Annotated in this window: 22 protein-coding genes and 1 pseudogene; 13 read left to right on the top strand and 10 right to left on the bottom strand. The window is 70.0% G+C overall.

All coding sequences use genetic code 11. The features are described from left to right. Positions 1–86: 86 nt before the first annotated feature. The gene (locus AC3WS6_RS16345) at positions 87–686 is read left to right on the top strand and encodes a DUF4916 domain-containing protein (protein ID WP_053097566.1); all 600 of its coding nucleotides are present in this window, start codon (positions 87–89) and stop codon (positions 684–686) included. A gap of 24 nt (positions 687–710) precedes the next feature. Here AC3WS6_RS16345 and AC3WS6_RS16340 read toward each other — a convergent pair whose 3' ends face one another. Continuing rightward, the gene (locus AC3WS6_RS16340) at positions 711–1,778 is read right to left on the bottom strand and encodes a threonine aldolase family protein (protein WP_053097565.1); all 1,068 of its coding nucleotides are present in this window, start codon (positions 1,776–1,778) and stop codon (positions 711–713) included. A gap of 92 nt (positions 1,779–1,870) precedes the next feature. Between AC3WS6_RS16340 and AC3WS6_RS16335 the strand changes: the two genes are divergently transcribed. Continuing rightward, positions 1,871–3,403, top strand: a complete 1,533-nt coding sequence (locus AC3WS6_RS16335; protein WP_492502053.1) for an MFS transporter — start codon at positions 1,871–1,873, stop codon at positions 3,401–3,403. Positions 3,404–3,454: 51 nt separating this feature from the next. On the opposite strand, the gene AC3WS6_RS16330 is transcribed toward AC3WS6_RS16335, so the two are convergent. Together AC3WS6_RS16330 and AC3WS6_RS16325 are read right to left on the bottom strand one after the other, a co-directional pair. Then, positions 3,455–4,096, bottom strand: a complete 642-nt coding sequence (locus tag AC3WS6_RS16330) for an SDR family NAD(P)-dependent oxidoreductase (RefSeq protein ID WP_492502052.1) — start codon at positions 4,094–4,096, stop codon at positions 3,455–3,457. Between the two features lie 111 nt (positions 4,097–4,207). Next, a complete protein-coding gene (locus AC3WS6_RS16325; protein WP_492502051.1) occupies positions 4,208–5,638 on the bottom strand; it encodes a DUF6421 family protein in 1,431 nt (476 codons plus the stop codon). Positions 5,639–5,709: 71 nt separating this feature from the next. On the opposite strand from AC3WS6_RS16325, the gene AC3WS6_RS16320 reads away from it, so the two are divergent. Further along, a complete protein-coding gene (locus tag AC3WS6_RS16320; protein ID WP_492502050.1) occupies positions 5,710–6,168 on the top strand; it encodes an Lrp/AsnC family transcriptional regulator in 459 nt (152 codons plus the stop codon). 49 nt (positions 6,169–6,217) lie between these two features. On the opposite strand, the gene AC3WS6_RS16315 is transcribed toward AC3WS6_RS16320, so the two are convergent. After that, the gene (locus AC3WS6_RS16315; protein WP_492502049.1) at positions 6,218–7,258 is read right to left on the bottom strand and encodes an ArsR/SmtB family transcription factor; all 1,041 of its coding nucleotides are present in this window, start codon (positions 7,256–7,258) and stop codon (positions 6,218–6,220) included. Positions 7,259–7,303: 45 nt separating this feature from the next. Between AC3WS6_RS16315 and AC3WS6_RS16310 the strand changes: the two genes are divergently transcribed. The 3 genes from AC3WS6_RS16310 to AC3WS6_RS16300 all read left to right on the top strand — a co-directional run bounded on the left by AC3WS6_RS16310 (position 7,304) and on the right by AC3WS6_RS16300 (position 9,023). Continuing rightward, the gene (locus AC3WS6_RS16310; protein WP_492502048.1) at positions 7,304–7,666 is read left to right on the top strand and encodes a cupin domain-containing protein; all 363 of its coding nucleotides are present in this window, start codon (positions 7,304–7,306) and stop codon (positions 7,664–7,666) included. A 24-nt stretch (positions 7,667–7,690) separates the two neighbouring features. Next, the gene (locus AC3WS6_RS16305) at positions 7,691–7,981 is read left to right on the top strand and encodes a DUF4287 domain-containing protein (RefSeq protein WP_492502047.1); all 291 of its coding nucleotides are present in this window, start codon (positions 7,691–7,693) and stop codon (positions 7,979–7,981) included. A gap of 64 nt (positions 7,982–8,045) precedes the next feature. After that, positions 8,046–9,023 carry a 1,4-dihydroxy-2-naphthoate polyprenyltransferase gene (locus tag AC3WS6_RS16300; protein WP_492502046.1) on the top strand — a complete coding sequence of 326 codons (978 nt, stop codon included), beginning with the start codon at positions 8,046–8,048 and terminating at the stop codon, positions 9,021–9,023. Between the two features lie 25 nt (positions 9,024–9,048). Here the strand turns inward: AC3WS6_RS16300 and AC3WS6_RS16295 are convergent, their stop codons facing one another. Both AC3WS6_RS16295 and AC3WS6_RS16290 read right to left on the bottom strand, forming a co-directional pair. After that, positions 9,049–9,357 carry a DUF4229 domain-containing protein gene (locus tag AC3WS6_RS16295; RefSeq protein ID WP_492502045.1) on the bottom strand — a complete coding sequence of 103 codons (309 nt, stop codon included), beginning with the start codon at positions 9,355–9,357 and terminating at the stop codon, positions 9,049–9,051. Positions 9,358–9,406: 49 nt separating this feature from the next. Beyond that, on the bottom strand, positions 9,407–10,300 hold the full coding sequence (locus AC3WS6_RS16290) for a hypothetical protein (RefSeq protein ID WP_492502044.1): 894 nt from the start codon (positions 10,298–10,300) through the stop codon (positions 9,407–9,409). A gap of 129 nt (positions 10,301–10,429) precedes the next feature. Here AC3WS6_RS16290 and AC3WS6_RS16285 point away from each other — a divergent pair, with 129 nt between their 5' ends. The 5 genes from AC3WS6_RS16285 (at position 10,430) to AC3WS6_RS16265 (ending at position 16,456) form a co-directional block, all read left to right on the top strand. Further along, positions 10,430–11,458, top strand: a complete 1,029-nt coding sequence (locus AC3WS6_RS16285) for a glycosyltransferase family 2 protein (RefSeq protein WP_492502042.1) — start codon at positions 10,430–10,432, stop codon at positions 11,456–11,458. Further along, entirely contained in the window at positions 11,455–12,855 is a 1,401-nt protein-coding gene (locus AC3WS6_RS16280; RefSeq protein WP_492502041.1) for a polysialyltransferase family glycosyltransferase, read from the top strand. The genes AC3WS6_RS16285 and AC3WS6_RS16280 overlap by 4 nt, the downstream gene beginning before the upstream one ends. A gap of 4 nt (positions 12,856–12,859) precedes the next feature. After that, the gene (locus tag AC3WS6_RS16275; RefSeq protein ID WP_492502040.1) at positions 12,860–14,083 is read left to right on the top strand and encodes a cytidylyltransferase domain-containing protein; all 1,224 of its coding nucleotides are present in this window, start codon (positions 12,860–12,862) and stop codon (positions 14,081–14,083) included. An 85-nt stretch (positions 14,084–14,168) separates the two neighbouring features. Further along, a complete protein-coding gene (locus tag AC3WS6_RS16270; protein WP_492502039.1) occupies positions 14,169–15,041 on the top strand; it encodes an N-acetylneuraminate synthase family protein in 873 nt (290 codons plus the stop codon). Beyond that, a complete protein-coding gene (locus tag AC3WS6_RS16265; RefSeq protein WP_492502038.1) occupies positions 15,038–16,456 on the top strand; it encodes a DUF6716 putative glycosyltransferase in 1,419 nt (472 codons plus the stop codon). The genes AC3WS6_RS16270 and AC3WS6_RS16265 overlap by 4 nt, the downstream gene beginning before the upstream one ends. A gap of 108 nt (positions 16,457–16,564) precedes the next feature. Here AC3WS6_RS16265 and AC3WS6_RS16260 read toward each other — a convergent pair whose 3' ends face one another. Next, positions 16,565–17,500 carry a hypothetical protein gene (locus AC3WS6_RS16260; protein ID WP_492502037.1) on the bottom strand — a complete coding sequence of 312 codons (936 nt, stop codon included), beginning with the start codon at positions 17,498–17,500 and terminating at the stop codon, positions 16,565–16,567. A gap of 136 nt (positions 17,501–17,636) precedes the next feature. Between AC3WS6_RS16260 and AC3WS6_RS16255 the strand changes: the two are divergent. Beyond that, a pseudogene (locus AC3WS6_RS16255) lies at positions 17,637–17,712 on the top strand. 55 nt (positions 17,713–17,767) lie between these two features. Next, complete coding sequence (locus tag AC3WS6_RS16250) at positions 17,768–18,799, top strand: LacI family DNA-binding transcriptional regulator (RefSeq protein WP_492502036.1); 1,032 nt, start codon at positions 17,768–17,770, stop codon at positions 18,797–18,799. Here AC3WS6_RS16250 and AC3WS6_RS16245 read toward each other — a convergent pair. Genes AC3WS6_RS16245 through AC3WS6_RS16235 form a run of 3 tightly spaced genes read right to left on the bottom strand, consistent with a single transcriptional unit; the run spans position 18,796 to position 22,330 of the window. Next, a complete protein-coding gene (locus AC3WS6_RS16245) occupies positions 18,796–19,932 on the bottom strand; it encodes a Gfo/Idh/MocA family protein (RefSeq protein ID WP_492502035.1) in 1,137 nt (378 codons plus the stop codon). The genes AC3WS6_RS16250 and AC3WS6_RS16245 overlap by 4 nt on opposite strands. Then, a complete protein-coding gene (locus tag AC3WS6_RS16240) occupies positions 19,929–20,786 on the bottom strand; it encodes a DUF6807 domain-containing protein (RefSeq protein WP_492502034.1) in 858 nt (285 codons plus the stop codon). The genes AC3WS6_RS16245 and AC3WS6_RS16240 overlap by 4 nt, the downstream gene beginning before the upstream one ends. A 5-nt stretch (positions 20,787–20,791) precedes the next feature. Continuing rightward, the gene (locus AC3WS6_RS16235) at positions 20,792–22,330 is read right to left on the bottom strand and encodes a glycoside hydrolase family 43 protein (RefSeq protein WP_492502033.1); all 1,539 of its coding nucleotides are present in this window, start codon (positions 22,328–22,330) and stop codon (positions 20,792–20,794) included. Between the last annotated feature and the right edge of the window lie 26 nt (positions 22,331–22,356).

Here is a 22,356-nt window from a genome sequence, read left to right as displayed (position 1 = left end):
ACCCGCAGGAGACGATCGTCGGATCGTATGCCGGTCGTGGCCTCAAGTCGGTGTTCGCCGGAGGGTGCTGCTGGTAGAAAGGAGACATGGCCGTCCGCACACCTGATCCCGACCCCGAGCCCGACGACGGCATGGAGGGCTTCGGCGCCGCACAGCCCTCGCGTGACTCCAACCCGGGGTGGTTGAGCGACTTCGAGCTGGCGGAGGCGAGACGCCATCTGCCCATGCTCTACGTCGAGGCGATCCCGGTGAGGACCGATGGCTCCGGGCAGGTGACCGAGATCGGCATCCTGCTGCGTTCGACGCCCATGGGCGAGATGACGCGCACCATCGTCTCGGGCCGAGTGCGGTTCGGCGAGACGATCCGCGATGCGCTGTTCCGCCATGTCGAGAACGATCTGGGCCCGATGGCGTTCCCGCTGCTGCCGCCGCAGCCGCTGCCCTTCACGGTCGCCGAGTACTTCCCGATCCCGGGGGTCAGCGCCTACCACGATGACCGCCAGCATGCCGTCTCGCTCGCGTTCGTGGTGCCGGTCACGGGCACGTGCGAGCCGCGCCAGGATGCACTCGAGGTCACCTGGTTCTCGCCCGAAGCCGCGGCGTCGGACGCCGTCGCCGCCGAGATGGAGGGCGGGCGAGGCACCCTCATCCGCCTGGCGCTCGCGAACCTCGGTCTGCTGCGCTAGCCGCTCCGCTCAGTTCCGCTCAGCTCAGCGTGTCGTGAGGCGCGCGAGCTCTGCGACGAACTCGTCGACGTCGGACTCCTCGGTGTCGAAGCCGCACATCCACCGCACCTCGTTGCGCGCGGCATCCCAGTCGTAGAAGCGGAACTTCTCGCGCAGCTGGTCGGCGATGCCGTCGGGCAGCTGCGCGAACACGCCGTTCGCCTGGGTCGGCTGCGTGAACGAGACGCCGGTGATCTCGCCGGCCGCGATGCCGGCCTCGATCGCCCCGCGCAGTCGCTGCGCCATGGCGTTCGCGTGCTGGGCGTTGCGCAGCCACAGGTCTCCCTCGAGCAGCGCGATGAGCTGGGCGGAGACGAAGCGCATCTTCGACGACAGCTGCATGTTGAACTTGCGGGAGTACTGCAGTCCGTTCGATGCCTCGGGGTTCAGCACCACGATGGCCTCGCCCAGCATCGCGCCGTTCTTCGTGCCGCCGAAGCTGAGCACGTCGACGCCGGCGTCGCGGGTGAACGCGCGCAGCGGCACGTCGAGGGCTGCGGCCGCGTTCGAGATGCGCGCGCCGTCGAGGTGCAGGGTCATGCCGCGTTCGTGCGCGTGATCGGCGAGAGCCCGGATCTCGTCGACGGAGTAGAGGGTGCCGAGCTCGGTCGACTGCGTGATCGAGACCACGAGCGGCTGCGCGCGGTGCTCGTCGCCCCAGCCCCAGGCCTCGCGGTCGACGAGCTCGGGCGTGAGCTTGCCGTCGTCGGTCGGGACGGCGAGGATCTTGAATCCGCCGATCTTCTCGGGCGCTCCGCCCTCGTCGACGTTGATGTGCGCGGAGGATGCCGCGATGACGGCTCCCCAGCGGGGCAGCATCGACTGCAGACCGGTGACGTTCGCGCCCGTGCCGTTGAACACCGGGAACGCCTGGACGCCCTCGCCGAAGTGGGCGCGGAACACCTCCTGCAGACGGGCGGTGTAGGCGTCCTCGCCGTACGCGACCTGGTGGCCGCCGTTCGCCGCTGCGATGGCCGCGAGGACCTCGGGGTGGACGCCGGAATAGTTGTCGCTGGCGAAGCCCCGGACCGCGGGGTCATGCTGAATAGTCACCGCACAAGCCTACGGGCGGATGCCGAGCCCGGCGTCCCCCGGCCGGCATACCGCTCTAGCGAATGTCCGAGGCCCCGCCTACCCTCTAATTCATGGAGCGCAGCGCTGCGAAGACCGCCTTCGCGAACGTCCTCGTCAACACGCTCATCGCGAACGTGACGACGAGCTTTCTGTGGTTCGCGCTGACCTTCTGGGTCTACATCGAGACGCAGTCCGTGCTCGCGACCGGCGTCATCGGCGGCGCGTACATGCTGTTCATCGCCTTCTTCGCGATGATCTTCGGCACCATCGTCGATCGCAATCGCAAACACACGGTGATGCTGCTCTCGAGCGTCATCTCGGCGGTCGCCTTCCTGATCGCCGGCGTTCTCTACGTCTGGCAGCCGGAGGCGGCGCTGCTCGACCTCGGCGGTCCGTGGTTCTGGCTGTTCTCGGCGATCATCCTGTTCGGCGGGGTGATCGAGCAGCTCCGCAACATCGCGCTCTCGACGACCGTCACGCTGCTCGTCCCCGAAGATCGACGGGCCAACGCCAACGGCCTGGTCGGCACGGTGCAGGGTCTGGCCTTCCTCGTGACCAGCGTCTTCTCCGGGCTGTCCATCGGCTTCCTGGGCATGGGGTGGACGCTCGCGATCGCGATCGGCGCGATGGTGCTGACCTTCGTGCACCTGCTCTTCATCCGCATCCCCGAGGGGGCGCCGCAGCCAGACCCCGATGCGAAGAGCGCCCTCGACTTCCGCGGCAGTGTGGCGGCGATCCGGCTGGCCCCCGGACTGTTCGCGCTGATCATCTTCTCGACGTTCAACAACCTCATCGGCGGCGTGTACATGGCGCTGATGGATCCGTACGGTCTCACGCTCTTCGACGCGCAGATGTGGGGCTTCGCGCTGGCGTTCGCGTCGACCGGGTTCCTGATCGGCGGCGGGCTCGTGGCGAAGTTCGGCCTCGGGGCGAAACCCATGCGCACCCTGCTGCTCGTCGTGATCGCGATGGGCATCCTGGGGTCGGTGTTCATGCTGCGCGAATGGTGGCCGCTCTACGTCGTCGGCATGTGGATCTACATGGCCCTCGTGCCGCCCGTCGAGGCGGCCGAGCAGACCATCATCCAGAAGGTCGTCCGCTATGACAGGCAGGGGCGCGTGTTCGGCGTCGCCGCGGCGATGGAGGCCGCAGCCGCTCCGATCACGGCATTCCTCATCGCGCCGATCGCGGAGTTCCTGATCATCCCGTACATGAGGACGCCCGAGGGGCAGCAGCAGTGGGAATGGCTGCTGGGTGAGGGTGAGGCTCGGGGCATCGCCCTGATCTGCCTGTTCGCGGGCATCATCATGGTGATCGCCGCGACGCTGGCCTTCTTCACGAAGTCGTATCGCAAGCTCACCGAGCTCTACGCGAACGCGCCGGAGCAGAATCCCGGCGACGGCGTACCCGACGGCGACGGCGCACCCGACGACGCAGGCGAGAACACGGGCGGCGGCACGGGCACCGGCGCCGAGTGGAACGCGGACGCGGTGGCCGAGGGCCGAGCGGATTCCGCGGAGGACCGCAGCGTCGATGCGCGCGTCGCGGATGCTCCGCCGCCGCTCCGAGGGCTCCCTCCTGAGGTGCCGGAGGCGCGCCGCTAGCGGAACGGCGTCACCAGCCGAACGCGTCGGCAGCGGAACGGGCTGCGGCGTTCAGTCGAGCGTGATGATCCGGTCGTTGAGATCGGCGGCGTCCGCATCCCACAGTGTGAGCACCTGCGGCGCGAGCGAGTCCGGGTCCAGTGCCTTGGCGCGGAAGACGACCGATGCCGCGCGCAGGGGCTCGACGGCATCCCGCGCTGCCTTCGCGAAGCCCTGCGCCACCGCGCGCGTCCACGCCTCGCTCGCGGCCTTGACGGCGGCGTAGTTCGCGCCTCCCGCCAGAGGGCGACCGACCGCTGTCGACGAGACGATCGCGAAACGTCCGGCGTCAGAGGCGCGCAGCAGGGAGTCGAAGGCGCGGCTGGTGGCGCGCACCGCATCGAACGCGGGCAGAAGCGCGTGCAGGTCGTCGTCGGTCTGCCCGGCGAGGCCCCCTCCGCCGCGCCAGCCGCCGACCAGCGGGATCACGGCGTCGATCGCCTGCAGGCGGGAAGCGAGTTCCGTCATCGACGCCAGCGAGGTCGCGTCGGCCACCTCGACCTGTGCGCCGAGTGCGTCGAGCGCGTGCAGCCGTTCTGAGGATCGGCCGGTGGCGACGACGCGCGCCCCGGCGTCGACGAGTGCTCGCGCCAGGGCGAGGCCAGACGGGCTGGTGGCTCCGGCGAGGAGGATCGTGCGGTCGGTGACGCTCATGTGCTCAACTCTCGTGAAGAAACAGCTCTGCGGCCACCCCGGGCAGGAATGGCCGCAGACGCTGCGTCCGGTCGCACCACACGATCGGACCCCAGAAATGCGCGATTCGAGTCAGTCGTCGGTGCCCCGGATGCCGACGGTCGACTCGATGACCGCCTTCATCTTCTTGTCGAGGGTCTCGAAGAACATCGACAGCGGGAACTCGTCGTCCATCACGGCATCCGTGTAACCCTTCGGCGCGCCGGCGAGGATCTCGTCCGACAAACCGCGGGCCCACTGCGATGCCGGGTGCGGCGTGAGCGTGCCGCGCACGAGGTCGTACGCGGCGAGCCAGTGCGCGACCTTCGGGCGGTCGATCGAGTGCCAGTACAGGTCGTCGATCGCGTCTCCCAGAGCCACGACGGCATCCGGCACGTTGTCCCAGTCGAAGGTGAGCGCCGTGTCGGTCCAGTGCAGCACGCCGCGCTGGTGCAGCCAGGCGAACAGCAGCTGTCCGCCGACGGCGTCGTAGTTGCGCGTGCGGGTGCCGGTGATCGAGAAGCGGAAGATCCGGTCGAAGATCACCGCGTACTGCACGAGGTGCGCGTAGTCGTGCATCTCCTGCTCGGTCTCGGTGAGCTCCTCACCCGCGGCGATGCGGGCCGCGAGGGTGCGCTCGATGTTCACCGACTCGCGGAACGCCGTCATGTCGCAGCGCATCTCCTCGAGCGAGTAGAGGAAGAACGGCATCCGCTGCTTGATCATGAACGGGTCGAAGGGCAGGTCGCCGCGCATGTGGGTGCGGTCGTGGATGATGTCCCACATGACGAAGGTCTTCTCAGCCACCTGCTGATCGTCGAGCATCGCGCTCGCGCGCTCAGGCAGGTCGAGGTTGGTGATCGCGGCAGCGGCACGGGTGACGCGGCGGTAGCGCGCGGCCTCACGGTCCTGGAAGATCGCGCCCCACGTGAACGACGGGATCTCGCGCATCGCGACGGTCTCGGGGAACAGCACGGCGGAGTTCGTGTCGTAGCCGGGGGTGAAGTCGACGAGACGCAGCGACACGAACAGCTTGTTGCCGTAGTCGCCGGCCTCGAGGGCGGCGATGAACTCGGGCCAGATCGTCTCGACGATCAGAGCCTCGACGAGACGATCGCTCGAACCGTTCTGCGTGTACATCGGGAAGACGACCAGATGACGGATGCCGTCGACGCGGTGCTGCTGCGGCTGGAACGCCATGAGTGAGTCGAGGAAGTCCGGCACGCCGAAGCCCTCGGCGACCCAGCGGTCGAAGTCGACGACCGATGCGGCGAGGTACTCGGCGTCGTGCGGGAAGGCGGGGGCGAGCGCGCGGATGCCGGAGGTGATGGCGGCGACCAGATCGCGGGCGGCCGCGTGGTGCGCGGCATCCGGGATCGATCCGTCCTTGATCTGCATCTCGCGGAGGGCGATCGCCGCGTCCTTCAGCTGCGCCCAGGCGGACGAGGACTCCGCGACCGATGCGTCCTCGACGACCTCGGGTTCGCCGACGATGGCCTGAGTGTTCAGGGTGGGAGTGGACATGGAACCTCCGATCGCGGATCACGGCGTAAAAATTCCGGTCTAAACGGAATACTGACGATAATCTTACATCCATGGATGATTCTGTCGACCTCGCGATCCTGGCCGAGATCTCGCGCGACGGGCGCGCCACGCTGGCGCAGCTGTCCGACGCCGTGGGTCTGTCCGTCTCGGCCGTGCAGTCGCGCCTTCGTCGTCTCGAGACGCGTGGAGTCATCTCCGGCTACCGCGCGATCCTCGATCCTGAGCTCGTCGGCACGCCGCTGTCGGCCTTCATCGAGATCACGCCTCTCGACCCCGCGCAGCCCGACAATGCCCCCGAGCTCCTCGAGCATCTGGCCGCGATCGAGGCGTGCCACTCGATCGCCGGCGACGCGAGCTACATGCTGTTCGTGCGCGTGCCCTCGCCGCGCGCGCTGGAAGAGCTGGTGCGAGACATCCGCACCGCCGCCAACGTCAGCACCCGCACCACGGTGGTGCTGCAGACGTACTACGAGCACCGACCCATCATCCCGGTCGGTGACGACGTCTGACCCGGCGACGAGCTCAGAGCCCGCTCGGAGCACCGACCCATCATCCCGGTCAGAGCACCGCGCCGACCATCGCCTCGCCCAGCGGAGTGCGCAGATGCAGCATGCGCGCTCCGTCGCGCTCGCTCGCCACGAGTCCCGCCTGTCGCAGCACCGTGAGGTGGTGCGAGGCCGTCGAGGCTGCGATCCCGGCATCCGCCGCGACCTGCGTCGTCGTGCGGGCAGCGCTCGACGAGAGCAGGATGCCTGCGCGTGCCGGACCGAGCAGCGCGCCCAGCGCCTCTTCGATCTCGCGCGTGCTGCGCGCCCACCCCGCCGTCACGCCGCGCGCCGGGTAGAACAGCGTGGGCTGCGCGGGCGGCTCGGTGAGCACCATGCATCCCCACGACGACATCACGGAGGGCACGAGCACGAGCCCGCTGCCGTGGCAGTCGACGATCTCACTGTGTCGGCGCAGCGAGACGAGCACGGCGCCGTCGCCCCAGCTGACCGCGCGATGCAGCCCGCCCGCCATTCCCGCGATGCCCGATGACGCGATGACTCGGGCGCGCACGGCGATGTCGGCGCGCAGGAGCCGTTCGAGCTGTGGCCACACCGGGTCGAGAGCGGCCGACCAGACATCCGACCAGGCATCCGCGATCAGACCGCGCGCGCGATCGGGAGCCTCTCGCATCTCCGCCAGCGCGCGCCTGCGCTCGCCCGACGCGCGCTGCACCATCTTGCCCAGATCCACGCGCATCGGCTCGACCGGTGCGCGGCGCAGTGCCTCGAGCTCCGCCTCGGGCGACATGTCCCACTGCGGCGTGGCGGTGAGGAAATCAGGCATGTAGCCGTCGTCGCCGATCACGGCCGCCAGCAGCCGGAAGCTCTCTCGGGGCAGCCGATCGCGCACGGCGCGCAGCCATCCCCACTGCAGGGGGTGCTGCTCGGGTCGCAGCAGCACCCGCACGGCGTGCGCGAGCTCATGCCCGGGCGAGATCCCGAAGCGCACGGCCTCGACATCGCCGGGGCTCAGGGCGAACTCGACGCGGTGAGCGGGATGCTCGACGCCTTCGATCGGCGCGGCACCCCGCGTCGCTATGTTTCGATCCACATCGAAACTGTAGGGCGGCGCGACCGTCGTGTCGAGACTGGACCCATGAACACCTCGTCTACCGCCGCCTCGATCGTCACGGGGGCCGATATCCGCCTCGGCACCGGTCGCAGCCGTAAGTTCGTCGGCGCAGCGCACGGGGCCGACGTCTCGTACTTCTACGTCGAGAACCAGCCGGGCGAAGGCCCGGGGCTGCACTGGCATCCGTATTCCGAGACCTGGGTCGTGCTCGAAGGCACTGCGCAGATCACCGTCGCCGATCGCACGTTCGCCGCGCACGCCGGTGATACAGCGACCGGGCCCGCCTTCGTTCCCCATGCCTTCACCAACATCGGCGCGCGCACCCTGCGCATCCTGTGCATCCACGCCTCGCCGACCATCATCCAGACATTCCTCGCCGAGGACTGAACCCCACCCACTCCAGGAGAACCCATGTCCTTCCAGGCATACCTCGACAAGGTCGAGACGCAGACCGGCCTCACCCCTCGCCAGTTCATCGAACTCGCGAAGGAGCAGGGCTTCGATGAGACGACGAAATCCACCGTCGTGCTCAACTGGCTCAAGCAGGACTACGGCCTCGGGCACGGCCACGCTCAGGCGATGGTCCACGTGATCCTCAAGGGACCGAAGATCAGCGACAAGCACGTCGGCAAGGGCGGGGCGCACGGCGATGCCTCAGACACGCTCTGGCTCGACGGCAAGGACAGCAACCCGAACGCCTGACCCGACACGAGAAGACGCGCCGTGCTCGACGGCCGCCTTCGCCGCGGCCAGTAGGATTCCCTGCGTGGCAGCATCCTCGAAGCGCAAGAAGAACCAGGTCCGCGTGAGCGGCAATCCCGCCAAGCGGGCGGTCGGCAACCCCGCCAACCGGCCGGCCGTCGAGGCGGGTCCGGTGACAGCCGGCGATTGGATCGGCGCCGCACGCCTGCGCACTCTGCCGCTCGCCGTCGCACCCGTCGTGATCGGCACCGGCGCTGCTCTCAGCACCGGACCGGAGTTCCACTGGGTGATCGCCCTCGCCTGCCTCGCGGTCGCCGTGCTGCTGCAGATCGGCGTGAACTTCACGAACGACTACAGCGACGGCATCCGCGGCACGGATGCGATCAGGGTCGGCCCCGCACGCCTCACCGCGTCGGGCCGGGTGAAGTCGCGCACGGTGCTGATCGTCGGGCTGGTGTTCTTCGCGCTCGCCGCGCTCGTGGGTCTCGCGATCGTGATCCGCACGCAGCAGTGGTGGATGCTGGCCGTGGGCGCCGCGTGCATCGTCGCCGCCTGGTTCTACACGGGCGGCAAGCGCCCCTATGGCTACTACGGACTCGGCGAGGTCTTCGTCTTCGTGTTCTTCGGGTTGGTCGCGACCCTCGGCACCACCTGGGTGCAGGCCTTCGAACTGCCGCAGCAGGCCTGGCTCGGAGCGATCGCCGCGGGACTCTTCGCGTGCGCGGTGCTGCTCGCCAACAATCTGCGCGACATCGACCAGGACCGTGCGGTCGGCAAGCGCACGCTCACGGTGCTCATCGGCCGGCGTGCCACGCAGGTGCTGTTCACGCTGTTCGTGCTCGTGCCGTTCGGCATCCTGGCATTCCTCGCGCTGCTCTACCCGATCGCCTGGGTGGGTCTGCTTGCGCTGCTCGCCGGGCTGCCGGCGATCCTGATCGTCTGGACCTACCGCCAGGCGAAGGAACTCGTGATCGCGCTGGCGCTGACCTCTCTCACGGCACTGCTCTACGCCGGAGCGCTGTTCTGGGCGTTCGCCGGCTGACCTGCGCCCGATGCCACCGCCGGAGTCAGCGGGGCTCGGTGCTGCCGGACTCTGCGGACGTCGTGCCGTCGATCGCCTGGTCCTCGGCATCCGCATCGGCCTGAGCGGTCTCGCTGCGCCCGCCTCGGCGCTCGACCAGGCGCGCTGACGCGTCGGCGAGCGGCGCGCGCAGGAAGAGCATCGAGATGCTCACGCCGATGAGCGCGGCGAAGATCGCGGCGAGCCACCAGAACTCCCGGAAGATCGGGAAGAAGAACCAGAGCACGGCCAGCGGGACGAGGAACGCCAACAGCCGCAGCACGGTGTAGACGAGGAAAGGCGCACGGTTCTTCACCCGAACAGTCTACGTTCGCGCTCTGAGGCGCCGGCTGGGAACGCGATCGCTACGGATCGATCCCGAGGGACGCGAACGGGATGCCGCGTACGACGCGGTGCCACGGATGCTCGCCGAGCGACCACAGCAGTTTCGCGTCGAGGTCGAGGGCGAGGTCCTCGCAGCCGACCGGCAGCGGCACCCGGTCGCGCACGAGCGCGTCGCGCTTTCCTGTCCAGAGTGCGCCCGGGTGCATCCGGTCGGACTGCGAGACGAAATGGCGCTCGCCCCAGCGCACGGCTCCCTGCATGCGCGGGAGCCCCGGTGTGAACCGCTCCTGCTCCTCGAAGACTCCGTCGTCGGTCTCGGGAACCGTGTACTCGGCGATCCTGCCGGTGTCGGTCTTCAGGTACTCGCCGATCAGCACTCGCCGTAGAGGAGCGCCGTCGGCATCGAACACGCGGCCGAGGTAGGAGCAGCGCAGGTCGATCGCGTGCACGCGTGTGCGCACCGCGACCAGAGCGGATGCGCGCAGCCCGCGTCCCGACAGGCCGGCGACTCGACGGGCATCGACCCCGCGCACGCGTCGGATGCGGGAGAGATCGAACTCCCAGATGCCGCGACCGGTCGCGGCGACGAACAGGCGATCGCCGAACCACGCGAGACCGCCGGCATGGATGGGCGCCGGCTGCAGCGTGCCGTCGTCGTCGACCGCGAGCAGCACATCGAGGTGTCGCGAGCGTTCGAGGTCGACGAACGCGACCCGGGAGGCGAGGTGGGTGCCGTCGAGCTTCTGTCGGAACCAGCTCACGGCGAGTGTGCGGCGACCCTGCCATTCGCCGAGATCGACGCCCTGCGGGTACCAGCGGCGGGTCCACGTGCGCGCGCTCAGCCAGCGCAGGTCGACCGTGGCGCGCCGCTTCTGACGCACCGGGCGCCACGTCGTTCCGAACGGCCACAGCATGAGACCATCGTCGCCGATCGGCACGATCGACGCGAACTCGCGGCGCCGGACACCTCGCGTTCACCTCGTCGCCTCCGACCGGCAACGAACGGCTGGCACCATTCCGAGACCGTCCACCCCGGGAGTCCCGTGCGCACACCGCTCGTCACCGTCATCCTTCCTGCCAAGGACGCGGGCGCATACATCGGCACGACGCTCGACACGCTCACCCGTCAGTTCGACGACCCTGCCGCGGTGAAGCTGGTCGCGATCGACGACGGCTCGCGCGACGGCACCGGCGCCCTGATGCGGCGGTACGCCGAACGGTTCGAGCACGCGGAGGTCATCACCAACCTGGCACCGCGCGGGCTCGCGACAGCGCGCAATCAGGGACTCGAGCACGTCGAGGGGCAGGCGTTCTGCTTTCTCGACGGTGACGACTGGATGCAGCCGCGTCGCCTTGACGTGCTCGTGCGCCGTCTCGATGAGCTCGGCTGCGACTTCGTTCGCACCGATCATGTGACGGTCACCGACGGCGTGCGGGTGCTGAAGCCTGCGCCGTACGCGTGGCGCGACGCCGTCGCTTCGCCCCGCGACGCGATCCTGCCCGAAGACCAGCCGACGATGATCGACTACCCGTTCGCCTGGGCGGGCATCATGCATCGCCGGGTTCTCGACGACGGCCTGGCCTCATTCACCCCCGGTCTCTTCACGGCCGAGGACCGTCCGTGGATCTGGCGTCTGCATCTGCAGGCGCGCTCGTTCGCGGTGGTCGATGCGCCCGCGCTGCTCTACCGTCGGGGGCTCTCGACCTCGCTCACGCAGATCCGCGACCGACGACAGCTCGACTTCGTGCGGGCGATGCACGAGGTCCTCGACATCGTCGAGGCGGATGCCGACGCCGAGCGCTTCCTTCCCAAAGCCGTGTGGACGACGCTGGCCCTGAGCTCGCGGCATCTGGTGCGCGCACGCCGGATGGCGCCGGCGCTGCGCGGCGAGATGCGCACCGGCATCCGGAGTCTTCTGCAACGGCTGCCCGCGGGCGAGACGCGGGCCGTGCTGGCTCGCCTCGACGGGCCGCGTCGTCGAGTGCTGGCATCGCTGCTGCGCACGGTGGGCGTGGACGGTGTGGGCGTGAACGACGTGGGCGTGGACAGGGTGAGTGTGGACAGCGCATGACGCAGCTCTTCGCACTGCACAGCGCCTACGGACTCGCGACCGCGGCCGCGGCGATCGACGGGGGGCTTCTGGGCGAGCGGGGTGAGCGCCTGCTGGTGCCGTTCCATTCGGCCCGGGTGCCCGAGACCTCGGTCGGCATCGTCGACGATCCTGCGCTCTGCAGCCTGCGCGCGCGCTTCGACCGGGTCGAAGACCTCGATCAGCTGCTCGGGCCGCTGCATCCCAGCTCGTGGCAGCCGGACCCCGCCGACCTGCCGCTGCTGCGGCGCCTGCTGACCCGTGCGTGGAACCTCGACGACGATCTCGAGGTCTTGCTGCAGAGCCCGCAGGTCGCCCCGGCCCACACGCTGATGCTCGTGTTCCCGCACGCACGCCTCACGATCATCGGCGACGGGCTGATGACGTACTCGCCGATGCGCATCGCGCTGCCGCACACCGTGACCGCGCGCATCGGTCGAGTCGTGCACGCCGACGTGGTACCGGGAGTCGTGCCACTGGTCGGATCCCCGCACGCCGAGACGATCCCGGTGCCGCCGGCGCTGTTCGGCGCCGTGCTGAGCGAGGTCGCGGATGCCGTGCCCGAGACGGCGGAAGTCGATCAGGGCACCGCCGCCGACTCTGCCGATGCTGCCGACGGTGCCTCACATCTCGACGCGGACCCCTCGACCGTGCTCGTGCTCGGCCAGTACCTGTCGGCGCTGGGCCTCGTGAGCGAGAGCGAAGAGGTCGCTCTGCAGACCGCGATGATCGACAGGGCCGCCGCATACCGCCCGCACCGCATCGTCTTCAAGCCGCATCCGTCGGCCCCTCCGCTCGTCACGGACGCCCTGCGCGACCGAGCCCGCTCGCACGGGGTCGGGTTCTGCGAGTACCGCGGGGGACTCTCGGCGGAGATGCTCGCGCAGAGGCTCGACGCGCGCGCGGTGATCGCCGGTTTCTCGACGGCGCTCCCGACCGTGCGAGCGGTGTTCGGCCGGGAGATCGACGCGGTCGGCGCCGACACGGTTCTCGCGCGCCTGACGCCCTATGAGAACAGCAACCGGGTGCCGGCCACGATCGTCGATGCGCTCACCCGAGCCGATTCCCGGTATCGCGACCCCGAGCGGATGCAGCTGCTGATCGACGCGGTCGGGTACGCGATGCAGCCGAGGGCGGCCCGACATCTGCGGCCCCGGGCGGAGAAGCTGCTCGCAGAGCTGAGTTCGGCCGATCGATCTCGGTACTTCAGCGCCGACCGGCTCGCGGAGCTGCGCCTTCCCGGTGCGCCGGATGAGAGCATCGTGCGGCGTGTGCTGCGACCGGCGGGCGGCGTGGGGCGGGCCGAGGAGCTTCGGCTGACGGCGCAGGGAGCACGGCGGCGTCTGGGCCGAGCGTGGAGAGCGATCAGAGGACGGTGATGGGATGACTCCCGAGACGACGAGCACGACGACGAACACGACGCCGCCGGCGGTGGGGGGCGCCGCGGTCAGGACCGTCGCGATCATTCCCGCCCGCGGCGGATCGCGGGGGGTCCCGCGCAAGAACGTGCGTCGGGTGGGCGGGGTGCCCCTCGTCGAGCGCGCGGTGCGCAGTGCGCTCGCATCCGGTCGCATCGATCTCGTCGTGGTGTCGACCGACGACGACGAGATCGCGGCGGTCGGCGCGGCCGCCGGGGCGCGGATAGTGCGCCGACCGGCCGCCCTCTCGGGCGACACGGCCTCGTCGGAGAGCGCGATCCTGCACGCCCTCGACGAGCTCGATCGGGCCGGGGAGCGGGTCGATGTCGTGGCGTTCCTGCAGGCCACGTCGCCCTTCATCCCGAGCGATGCCCTCGCCTCAGCGATCTCGCACGTCGCCGAGGACCGGGCGGATTCGGTCTTCGCCGCCTACGAGACCTACGGCTTCCTGTGGTGCAGAGCCGAGGAGCGTGGGGCCGACGAGGGCACCGCCGTCGCCCTCAACCACGACGCCGCCCATCGGCCGCGCCGACAGGATCGCGCACCGCACTTCCTCGAGACCGGGGCGTTCTACGTCTTCCGCGCCGACGGCTTCCGCGCCGCGAAGCACCGGTTCTTCGGCCGCATCCGCATCGCCGAGGTGCCCGAGTGGTCGGCGATCGAGATCGACGACGAACAGCAGCTGCGCATGGCCAGGGCGCTCGCCGCACTCTACGAGTCGCCCGAGCGGATACCGGTTCGTGCGGTCGTCACGGACTTCGACGGAGTCCATACCGATGACACCGCGACCATCGACGCCCACGGCGTGGAGCGCGTGCGGGTCAGCCGCGAGGACGGGATGGGAGTGTCGCTGCTGCGCAAGGCCGGCATCCCGATGCTGATCCTCTCGACCGAGGTGAACCCGGTGGTGCGCGCGCGAGCCGACAAGCTGCGGGTACCCGTGCTGCACGGGATCGATGACAAGGAGTCGGCGCTGCGCGCGTGGGCCGAGGAGAACGAGATCCCGCTCGCCGACATCGCCTACCTCGGCAACGACGTCAACGACCTGCCCGCGCTGCGCATCGTCGGCTGGCCTGTCGCGGTCGCGGGCGCCCACCCGCTCGTGATCGACGCCGCGCGCGTGGTGCTGCGTCGCGCGGGTGGTCAGGGGGCGGTGCGCGAGCTGATCGAGCGGGTGTTGCCGGACTGACCGACGCCGGTAACCCCCAGGCCTCCGCTCGTTCACACTCGGCGCGTACCCATGGGAGAAGGCCATCTCGACCAGCGGAGGAATCATGACAGTCAGCATCGGCGCGCGCGTCATCGGGGGCGGTCACCCCGCCTATGTCATCGCCGAGATCGGCCTGAACCACAACGGTGACGTCGACATCGCCAAGCGGCTCATCGATGTCGCGGCGAAGGCGGGTGCCGACGCCGTGAAGTTCCAGAAGCGCACCCCCGAGATCTCGACGCCCGAGCACATGCGCGACGTGCCGCGCGAGACGCCGTGGGGCACGATGAGCTACCTCGACTACCGTCGCCGCGTCGAGTTCGGCCGCGACGAGTACATCGCGATCGGCGATCACGCCACCATGCAGGGGCTCGACTGGTTCGCCTCGCCGTGGGACGTGCCCAGCGTCGACTTCCTCGAAGACCTGAACGTCGTGGCTCACAAGGTCGCCTCGGCCAGCCTCACCGACACCGAGCTGCTCGTGGCGCTGCGCGACACCGGCAAGCCGATCATCCTGTCGACCGGCATGTCGACCATCGAGCAGATCGATCGCGCCCTGGCGACCCTGGGAACCGACCGGGTCGTGCTGATGCACGCCACCTCGACCTACCCTCTCGAGCCGCACGAGGCCAACCTGCGGGCGATCGCGACCCTGCGTGACCGCTACCCCGGCGTGCCGGTCGGCTATTCGGGCCACGAGCGCGGACTGCAGATCTCGCTCGCCGCCGTCGCGATCGGAGCCGTCGCCGTCGAACGCCACATCACGCTCGACCGCACGATGTGGGGATCCGACCACGCGGCGTCGCTCGAGCCCGCGGGCCTCGAGCATCTCGTGCGCGACATCCGCGTGATCGAGATGGCGCTCGGCGACGGCGTCAAGCGCGTGTTCGACAGCGAGCGCGCGCCCATGGCGAAGCTGCGTCGCGTCTCTGCATGATGGCATCGGAGTTCGCAGAGGGCACGAGCGCGTCCGGCGCGCTGCGGGTGGTCGCGATCGCCGACGCCGACTCCTTCGTGAAGTGGTCGGCATCGCTGCTGGGCAGCATCCCCGGCATCCGCCCGCAGCTGCTGCTCGTGCAGACGCCGCTCACCGCGAGTGTCGAGCAGCAGCGCACGGCACTGGCCGGCACCGGCATGCCCGCGAACAGCGTGACCCGCATCGCCTTCGCCCGCGCCGCCGCCTGGCTCGACGCGCAGCGACCCGATGTGGTCCTCGTGGCGGGGCGCGGACCGTTCGTGCGTCTGATGGGACGCATCGTCGACGTGCTGAGCCAGCGACCCGTCGTCGTGGCCGGACTGCCGGGCATGGCGATCCCCGCCCAGCGCGGGGCGCTCGACTACCGCCGGCATGCGGATCTGCTCGTCGTGCACTCGCACCGCGAGCAGCGCGCGTTCGCCGACCTCGGACGCCGCATCGGCGTGCAGATGCCGACGGCGCTCGCGACTCTGCCGTTCGCCCGATCACGATCCCGGATGCTCGCACACGACCGTCCGCGTGTGCTCGCCGTCGATGCCGCCCGACGCTCGCCGAGCATGGTGGCCGAGCATCCTGAGCCGCCGCGTCCGGTGCGGCCGCCGGCGACCGACATCGTGTTCGCCGCGCAGGCCCTCGTGCCCATGGGGCGCCCCGAGCGTGCTGAGATCGCGGCGACCCTCGTGCGCGCTGCCGAGGCCGACCCGAACCGCCGTGTCGTGGTGAAGCTGCGGTCGCGCCCGGGGGAGTCCGAGACGCACCTCGAACGCGATCCCTACCTCGACCTGCTGCCTGTCCGGCGGCCGGACAACCTCGTCGTGTCGTACGACTCGATGGCGTCGTCGCTGTCGACCGCGGCGGGGCTCGTCACCGTCAGCTCGACCGCGGCCGTCGAAGCAGTGGCCCTCGGGGTGCCGGTGATCGCCCTCGACTCGTTCGGAGTGAGCAAGAGCCTGCTGAACACCGTGTTCGTGGGCAGCGGCCTGCTGGGCGGACGCAGCGAGGTCGTGGCCGGGCGCTTCCGGCATCCGCACCCCGACTGGCTGCGCGACAACTACTTCCACCCCACCTCCGAATCGACCTGGTGGGCGCATGTCGAGCAGCTCGTGGCCCTGCGGCGTGCCGGGGGACTGTCGGTCAAGACGGTGCCGGCGGCTCGCGGTGGAGCCCTTCACGAGGCCTGGCACCGTGCGAGCGTGCTGGGTTCGGCAGATCGGTCGTTCAGCGGCGCGGCAGCCCTGGCCGTCGGCGTTCCCGTGACGACGGCGATCGCGGCGCTGCGACGCAGACGGTCCACGATCGACGGCAGCACCTGGGCCGACGCCTCGACCGACTTCACGCTCGAGCCGAACCCGTTCCACGATTCGATCCGGCGCTGAGGGCGGCGGGATCGGGTCGGGATCGCAGACGCGGATCGGACTCTGGCGCATCCTGGAGGGGGAGTGCCAGAGTCCGGTCCGATGTCGTCAGCTGCCCCCGCTCCCGCCTCACGCGGGGAGCGGCCTCCGCGCGAGGATCGACGGCGGGTTCGGGTCGTCCCACCGCTGGAATGTCTGCACCCACCAGAACGCCGCGAAGAGGATCAGCGCGACGGTCTCGCCGATGAGCACGATCGGGGTCTCCCCGAACGCCTGCCGGAACAGCACCGCCACCAAGAGCAGCACGAGATCCGCGATCAGCAGTCCGGAGATCCAGCGGTAGATCGATCTCTGGCGCGGAGTCGGCGGTGTCTCGCCCGGTTCGAGCGGGCCTCTGGCGGAGAGGATCGGCACGGCCGCGAACACCCCGAAGAACACCAGGGTCACCGCGAAGTGGATGCTGTTCACCGGCCAGAAGTTGAACGGGAAGCCGTCGTCGAGAGCGGGGGCGAAGGCGAGCGCCGCGACGACCGCGGCGGTGACGAGCGCGATGATCGACACCAGTCGAGCCGACCGATTCGGCGTGCGGGTGCGGTGCCGGATCACGGCCATCGTGACGACCACCGCCACGACGACGATGGCGTAGACCGCGACGCCTGCCTTGGCGCTGCCGACGTCGGCCGACGGGATGCAGTCGATCATGACCGGGCAGGTCAGGTGACCGACGGCGCGGGAGTCGGCGAGGCCGGTCGGGACGATCGCGATGAGCGGTGCGAACACCGCGCACACGTCGAGCAGCGTGGTCGCGCGACTGCGCCCGGAGAGAGCGAGGAGCACGACGGATGTCGCGAGCAGCGTCCCGACGAAGATGTCGCGCCCGGGTGTGTGGAACGCGTGGCTGATCGAGGCGAGGGGGTGCCAGCCGAAGATGAGCGGCTCCCACGTCACCACGATGCTCTGCAGTGCGACGTCGACGAGCAGAGTGAACACGATCAGCACCAGCGAGAGGCGCAGGTAGCGGTGGGTCTTCTGCGGGGTCGTCGCGGGGGCGTCTGCGGCAGCCATGATCGAGACGGTACACCGGTCGTCCGGCGCCGGTGCGCGACGCCCCGCGACGGAATGCGTCATGCGCCGACTCACTGTGTCAATCCCCGCAACGATCCTGGTGTTCCGGCATGGCGCCAGGTAACGTCATCCCCATCGCGGCGATCCGGGCGGTCCCGGGCCTCAGCTCATACCTGACGGCGTTGCGGGTTCGACTCCCGCCGTCGCGTCCACTTCGGATTGATGTCCGCTCGGCCTGAGTAATCGGTTTCCGGTACGCTGGCGGTCATGCCACGACGCTCTGCTCCGCGGTCTCGCCGCACCAACATCAGCGATGTCGCCACGGCGGCCGGTGTCTCTCGGGCCACCGTGTCTCGCGTCGTGAACGGGCTCGGCACGGTCGACCCCGAACTCGTCGCCCGCGTGCGAGCGGTGATGGAGGAACTCGAATACACACCCAGCGGCACGGCCCGATCGCTGTCGCTCGGGGTCACGCACACGGTCGCCATGATCGTGCCCGACCTCGGCAACCCGATGTTCCAGAAGCTGCTGCAGGGGCTCACGAACGCTGCGGCGCGTGACGGATACCGCGTCATCGTGGCGGACTCGCAAGAGAGCCTGGAAGAAGAGGCTCCGCTCGCGCGGGAGCTGCGCCGACGCTCAGACGCGATCGTGCTGGCCGCCCCACGACTCGACGGCCCGGAACTCGTCGAACTCCTGCGTCAGGTGCCGCCGGCGCTGGTCATCAACCGCAGCAGCCAGGACGGACTCGTGCCGGCAGTGACCATCGACTACGCGGCGGGCATCAGCGCCTTGGCCGATCACCTGCGAGATCTCGGCCATACCCGCATCGGCTATCTGCAGGGACCGGAGCACAGCGCGTCGAGCGTCTTCCGGCAGGAGCGTCTCGTCGAATACATCGCAGCGCGGTCGGAGATGGAGTTGGCGCTTTTCGCCTGCGGGTCGTCGATGAGCGACGGGTACGACTCGTGGCCGAGCGTGCGTGACAGCGGCGTGACAGCGGTGCTCGCATTCAACGACGTCGTCGCGCTGGGTCTGCTCGGTCGCCTCAGCGAAGAGGGGGTCGCCGTGCCTGACAGCATCTCCGTGGTGGGCTTCGACGACATCCAGTTCAGCCGGTTCTCGGCCCCGCCCCTCACGACGGTCGCCGTCGACCACGTCGAGATGGGCGAGACCGCGTGGCGCCAGCTGCACGCCGAGATGAGCGGGAACCCCGCCCCCCACGCCGAGACGCATTTCACCCCTCGGCTGCGGGTGCGCCGCAGCTCGGGCCCCGCTCCGGCCGCCTCCCGTCTCTAGTCAGTCCCGCCGGCCCACGGCACGCCGAGTCGGCGAAAGGTGCTCCCGTGCGCGATCGCCGAGCGGAGCGCAGGGAGGATCCCGTCGACGACCGGGTGGCTGCCGCGCTCGTCGTCGACCATCGTGACGGCCTCCGGTGCGATCGGCGTCGGCTCGGGAGCATCCTGCACGGCCTGAAGAAGCCGCGTGAACGCGCCCGTCGACTCCAGCGGCGCCGCCAACGGGCGGTCTTCGCGCCTCGCCTCGACGAGGTCGTCGAGCAGCGGCATGCGCTGATGCAGGGTCGTGAACGGATGCTGTCCGGTGGCGTGATCGAAGTGCTGCACGACGTCGATCGCGTAGTAGAAGACCAGGCGGCCCGTGGTGCCCACGACCTCGACGAACGGCTCTTCACGGTCGGGAGCGCACAGCGTGACGGCAGTCGTCAGGCGCACGCCGTCGTCGAGGGTGAGGATCGCGACCGACGTGTCGTCGGACTGGATGTCGTTGGCGCGGTACAGATCGAGCTCGATGTCGCCGACGGCATCGGCCGATGCGGAGCCCGCGACGGCCAGCGCGGTCGCGGTCGCGTGCGCGAGCGGATTCGTGAGCACGCCGTCGGCGACGATGCGCCCGTCCATCGTGCGCTTGCCGGCCCACCGGGCCCGCTGCCAGTAGCTCACGGGTCGCACCCACGCGGCCGAGGCCGAGTAGCGCACGACATCGCCGATCGCGCCGGAGCGCACGAGAGCGCGCAGGTGGGGCACCGCCGTCGAGGCGAGGCTCTGGAACCCCACCTGCACGAGCCTGCCGGCCTCGTCCGCGGCGGCGCGAAGGCGGTGGAACTCATCGAGCGTGGCCGTCGGCGGCTTCTCGAGCAGCACGTCGTTGCCCGCTGCGATCGCTGCCAGCGCGATGTCGGCATGGGTGTGGATCGGGGTGCTGATGACCGCGATGTCCGAGCCGACCGTGTCGAACAGATCGCCGCTGTCGCTGAAGTGAGGCACCCCGTCGGGCAGCGCGTCCGAGGCGCCGGCGGGGTCGGCGACCCCGACGAGACGGATGCGTCCCTCGGCGTGAGCGCGGGCGGCGGCGATGAGGTGGGAGCGTCCGTGGCCGTGGATGCCGACGATGCTCACCCGGGGAAGGCTCACGACTCTCCGCCCGTCGAGAGGTCGAGACCGATCGCGGCGGCCCGTTCCTCGCTCAGTCGACCGTCGATCACCGCGACGGTGAGTCCGAGCTCGAGCGGGTCGCCGACCGGCACCTCGCGACGCGTGTCGGTCGCCGTGGCCGGGCCGAACCCGACGTACCCGTCGGTGCGGATGAACCAGTGTGGAGGGGGTGCGGCGGGTGCAGCGGGTGCCGTGGCGACCAGGGAGACCTCGTCGGTCAGCACCGCGAGCCAGGGAGAGTCCGACCCGTGCGCCGCATCCACGCCCGTCCCGGAGGCGCACACGACGTCGGCTGTCTCGAACGGCGCCCGCCAGAACACGCCCCCATAGAACGCCCCGGCGCGTCCGTTCGTCTGGGGGCTGCCGAGAGTCACGCCCGGTTCGACCGCACGGAGCCTCGAGGTCCAGCGCAGCATCCACCCGCCGGCGAGAGCGGACACCGCGATGCGGCGCGACTCGGTGAGCAGTCTCGCACCCGTGCGGTCGAGCCACTCGAGCTCTTCGTCGACCGTGGCGGCGGTGCTCTGCCGATCGATGACGCGCTGAGTGCCGTGGTTGTCGAGCAGGGTCGATCCGACGTCGCGCACATAGGTGCGGCCGCCCCAGAATGTGGTGCCGCTGACATCCGGCAGCGCGAGGCTCAGATCCCTGTGGTGCGGGTGGTCGTCGGGTGCCGACTGCGTGACGGGCCTGCCGGTGAGCGACCAGGCGCGCAGAGACGGGCGCGGTGACGAGAGCGCAGGCATCGCGGTGCCGTCGTCGTACTCGGCGACCACGCGGTCTGCCACCGAGAGCGTGCGGACATCGCGGGGGGCCACGTCGTTGTTCGCCATGCGGATCAGCCTTCCTGGTCGTGCACGACGATATCGAACGGGCCGAACACGCCTTCGGCCTCAATGGTCCCTTCGGGCCGGTCGGCCCCGTGCGGAGCGGCGGCGAACAGGCCGATCTCCGCGCCGATCCAGTGGCCCACGACCGCCTGCCAGCCGTCGACGATCGGCTCCGCCGCGTCGCCCGCGTGCACGGTGACGCGAGCCGCAGGATCGACGTGGATCTCCAGACGCAGCGCGCCGTCGGGCGCGGTCCCGTCGAAGAGCACCCGTTCGTGCAGCTCTCCCTCCGCTCTGGCGGCGGCGACCAGGCGTCGGATGCCGCCGTCGATCCGCAGGCCCGCCCACAGGTAGCCGCGGCCCAGCACGACGACTCCCGCTCGCGACCCCTCCGGGCCGTGCAGCGAGACGCTCGTGGTCGCCGTCGACGCGATGCCCGCGAGCGGCTGCCCGAGCACGTGGGGGAGCGCGCGGAGGTTGCCGATGTCGTCGGCGACACCGCGCAGCACGAGCTCTCCCGCCGAGGTGCGCGCCCAGTCGTCGGCGGGGTTCGCCTGCCACGCCCACTGCGGGCTCAGCCCCTCGGAGAAGTCGTCGGAGGCGCTGCGGGTGCGGTCGCGCTGCACAGACCCCGTCGGCGTCGGATGCTCGAGCACGGGCTGCGCGGGGCCGCCGTGCACCGCTTCACCCAGGAGCGGCCAGCCGTCGGCATCCCAGGCCATCGGCTGCAGGTGCAGCACTCTGCCGAAGACCCCGCGATCCTGGAAGTGCAGGAACCAGTCCGTGCCGTCCGCCGCCTCGACCCAGGCACCCTGGTGCGGGCCGTTCACCGGTGTCGACCCCTGTTCGAGCACGATCCGCTCCTCGTAGGGCCCGAAGGGATCACGGGAGCGGAACGCCGACTGCCATCCCGTCGCCACGCCGCCCGCGGGGGCGAAGATCCAGTACCAGCCGTCGCGCTTGTGGAACTTGGGTCCCTCGAGAGTGCCGTAGCCGGGCAGGGCATCGCCTTCGATCACCGTGCGGCCGGGCCCCGTGGCATGCGTCAGGTCGGCATCCACGGGGATCACGGTCAGGGCGTTCTTGCGACCGGAGCGGCTCGCCGCCCAGCCGTGCACGAGGTACGTGTTGCCGTCGTCGTCCCACAGGGGGCACGGATCGATGATGCCGAGCCCGGCGAGCAGAGTGCGGGGCTCGCTCCACGGTCCCGCCGGGTCCTGCGCCGAGATCACCATGACCCCTTGATCGACCTCGGGGTAGACGATGTGGAATGTGCCTTCGTGCCACCGGATCGACGGAGCCCACACACCGGAGCCGTGGCGCGGCAGGCGGTACCACTCGATCGGCGGGAGGGCGGGGAGCGCGTGGGTGAGGTGCGTCCAGTTCACGAGGTCGTCGGAGACCAGCACCGGCAGCCCGGGAGCGCGGTTGAAGCTCGAGCAGATCATGTAGTACCGATCCCCGACGCGGATCGCGTCGGGGTCGGGGAAGTCGGCATCGATGATCGGGTTACGGTAGCGCGGCGTTGCGTCGACATGCTCTGTCATGGATTCCACTTTACGGGAAACCGGTT

The organism is Microbacterium sp. EB106-03-03-XG65, assembly GCF_058791955.1.
This window is presented reverse-complemented; position numbering and strand designations above follow the sequence as displayed.

What these genes read in the sequence shown, in the direction of transcription:
- AC3WS6_RS16345 (WP_053097566.1), top strand. Translation starts at nt 87, where the DNA reads ATGGCCGTCCGCACACCTGATCCCGACCCCGAGCCCGACGACGGCATG.
- AC3WS6_RS16335 (WP_492502053.1), top strand. Translation starts at nt 1,871, where the DNA reads ATGGAGCGCAGCGCTGCGAAGACCGCCTTCGCGAACGTCCTCGTCAAC.
- AC3WS6_RS16330 (WP_492502052.1), bottom strand. Translation starts at nt 4,096, where the DNA reads ATGAGCGTCACCGACCGCACGATCCTCCTCGCCGGAGCCACCAGCCCG.
- AC3WS6_RS16325 (WP_492502051.1), bottom strand. Translation starts at nt 5,638, where the DNA reads ATGTCCACTCCCACCCTGAACACTCAGGCCATCGTCGGCGAACCCGAG.
- AC3WS6_RS16320 (WP_492502050.1), top strand. Translation starts at nt 5,710, where the DNA reads ATGGATGATTCTGTCGACCTCGCGATCCTGGCCGAGATCTCGCGCGAC.
- AC3WS6_RS16310 (WP_492502048.1), top strand. Translation starts at nt 7,304, where the DNA reads ATGAACACCTCGTCTACCGCCGCCTCGATCGTCACGGGGGCCGATATC.
- AC3WS6_RS16305 (WP_492502047.1), top strand. Translation starts at nt 7,691, where the DNA reads ATGTCCTTCCAGGCATACCTCGACAAGGTCGAGACGCAGACCGGCCTC.
- AC3WS6_RS16290 (WP_492502044.1), bottom strand. Translation starts at nt 10,300, where the DNA reads ATGCTGTGGCCGTTCGGAACGACGTGGCGCCCGGTGCGTCAGAAGCGG.
- AC3WS6_RS16280 (WP_492502041.1), top strand. Translation starts at nt 11,455, where the DNA reads ATGACGCAGCTCTTCGCACTGCACAGCGCCTACGGACTCGCGACCGCG.
- AC3WS6_RS16275 (WP_492502040.1), top strand. Translation starts at nt 12,860, where the DNA reads ATGACTCCCGAGACGACGAGCACGACGACGAACACGACGCCGCCGGCG.
- AC3WS6_RS16270 (WP_492502039.1), top strand. Translation starts at nt 14,169, where the DNA reads ATGACAGTCAGCATCGGCGCGCGCGTCATCGGGGGCGGTCACCCCGCC.
- AC3WS6_RS16265 (WP_492502038.1), top strand. Translation starts at nt 15,038, where the DNA reads ATGATGGCATCGGAGTTCGCAGAGGGCACGAGCGCGTCCGGCGCGCTG.
- AC3WS6_RS16260 (WP_492502037.1), bottom strand. Translation starts at nt 17,500, where the DNA reads ATGGCTGCCGCAGACGCCCCCGCGACGACCCCGCAGAAGACCCACCGC.
- AC3WS6_RS16250 (WP_492502036.1), top strand. Translation starts at nt 17,768, where the DNA reads ATGCCACGACGCTCTGCTCCGCGGTCTCGCCGCACCAACATCAGCGAT.
- AC3WS6_RS16240 (WP_492502034.1), bottom strand. Translation starts at nt 20,786, where the DNA reads ATGGCGAACAACGACGTGGCCCCCCGCGATGTCCGCACGCTCTCGGTG.
- AC3WS6_RS16235 (WP_492502033.1), bottom strand. Translation starts at nt 22,330, where the DNA reads ATGACAGAGCATGTCGACGCAACGCCGCGCTACCGTAACCCGATCATC.